Origin of the sequence: Zooshikella ganghwensis DSM 15267, from assembly GCF_000428585.1 — a bacterium.
Lineage (GTDB): Bacteria > Pseudomonadota > Gammaproteobacteria > Pseudomonadales > Zooshikellaceae > Zooshikella > Zooshikella ganghwensis.
The window spans coordinates 1-1,431 of sequence record NZ_AUAF01000375.1; the positions used below are offsets into that span (position 1 = coordinate 1).

General features: G+C 36.3%; 3 protein-coding genes. All 3 read right to left on the reverse strand.

What is annotated here, in order from left to right; translation table 11 throughout:
• Positions 1-68 precede the first annotated feature (68 nt).
• The 3 genes from F607_RS32260 to F607_RS32265 are packed head-to-tail and all read right to left on the reverse strand — an operon-like array spanning position 69 to position 1,205.
• Complete coding sequence (locus tag F607_RS32260) at positions 69-488, reverse strand: SGNH/GDSL hydrolase family protein (RefSeq protein WP_038292660.1); 420 nt, start codon at positions 486-488, stop codon at positions 69-71.
• 58 nt (positions 489-546) lie between these two features.
• The gene (locus F607_RS33370; RefSeq protein ID WP_051311892.1) at positions 547-726 is read right to left on the reverse strand and encodes a hypothetical protein; all 180 of its coding nucleotides are present in this window, start codon (positions 724-726) and stop codon (positions 547-549) included.
• Complete coding sequence (locus F607_RS32265; protein WP_051311893.1) at positions 687-1,205, reverse strand: SGNH/GDSL hydrolase family protein; 519 nt, start codon at positions 1,203-1,205, stop codon at positions 687-689. Before F607_RS32265 ends, F607_RS33370 begins: the two co-directional genes overlap by 40 nt.
• Positions 1,206-1,431: the final 226 nt, after the last annotated feature.

The following is a 1,431-nucleotide window of genomic DNA, read 5'->3' on the forward strand; positions in this document are numbered from 1 at the left end:
TCTTTGCTTATTACTGACTTAATTTACCCAAATAGACGTGCATAATACATCTTTGGTTGTATTATATGCTACCCCCTAGGAATCCATATAGAGCCCCTAAAAATTTTATCTGCTAATATTTTATGGGCTGCTGATCTTGGGTGGACTTTATCCCAAAATAAATAGCCTTCACAATCTTCGGGTTTGTCACCTGCTAATTCAAGGCTTTGTTCTATACGTCTATTGTGAGAATAAGCCTGCTGAGAGGGAAACGCATCTCGCATCATCGGGTTATTTGCTAGAGAGGAGCTCATAAGTACCTGATACACTTCTTTTGCATTTAGCTCATCAAGTGATCTTGGTTGGTTATTTTCTGAAGGGAACGTTATCTCTTCTGCCATCATTTGTTGCGATGGGTAATGATTTCTTAGTAATGGTCGCCAAATGTAACCTTTTTTATAACAAGCTTGATCTATATAATGAAAACCATAATAGGTGAGTGTTTTCATTATATTTGAAAATTCATAAGCAATATCATACAGTCTGACATGCTTGTAGCTTCTTGTTTTAATAAGCCGACGAAGCTTTTTTTTTGTGTTCTTCAGTGATTTCTTTTAGTTCATTAAGCTTTTCAGGTTCATGATGAATGGCAAAAGGCGTTGTACTTAACAAGGGTAGGTTAAAAACTAATACATTATTGGCACCCGCTAATAAGACTTTAGTGATGAGCTGATCGATTGCAAGCATAACGCTATCACTATCACGCCAGCCCATATTATTACCAAGTCATTGGATCTGAACTGATTTTCTTTCGTATACTGATTAAACTCAAAATCGAGATTGTTAATAACTTGATACGTTGGGTTCCATGATTCTTTTTCATAAGCAGCCGCAGTAGCTCCACCTTCAGCCTCATTGATGATTGTTACTTGGCTACTATACTTTTCCTTTATTTTCTCTTTTAAAAAGTCAACCCAGATAGGGCCATCAGAAAATCTACCTTCATGATAGGGTGGACTAGAAGGTAACCAACCTTTCGACTTTTGATACATTTTTCCTGTATCACTTAAACTATCGCCAAATATGATGATACGTTCAATCGATAATCCAGCTTGAGTGGAGTAACTTATCAGGAGTAAAAAACATCCAAGCAGGTATTTAATGAGCTTAATGTTATTTTTAAAAGAACATGTAAAGAGTATCATGATGCTTTTTTTTATAGTCATGAGTAACGCTTACTTTAAAGAGTTGGTTAAAGCGCTTAACGATGCTTTACTTAAATATACCCATAATGAATCATTTTTAGGTGTCAAAATAAAGTGGTATATACTCACAGTGAAGGGTTATTTAGGCGAGGCCACCGAGCGATGAAGCCCCAGGAGTTTAGATAAACTAAATGACTGGGGTGAAGAGCGATGGTAACAAAGCCTAAAAATCATTCGCGAAGAGTAT

Coding starts and splice junctions, on each gene's coding strand:
- F607_RS33370 (WP_051311892.1), bottom strand. CDS start 726: ATGCTTGCAATCGATCAGCTCATCACTAAAGTCTTATTAGCGGGTGCC.
- F607_RS32265 (WP_051311893.1), bottom strand. CDS start 1,205: ATGACTATAAAAAAAAGCATCATGATACTCTTTACATGTTCTTTTAAA.
- F607_RS32260 (WP_038292660.1), bottom strand. CDS start 488: ATGAAAACACTCACCTATTATGGTTTTCATTATATAGATCAAGCTTGT.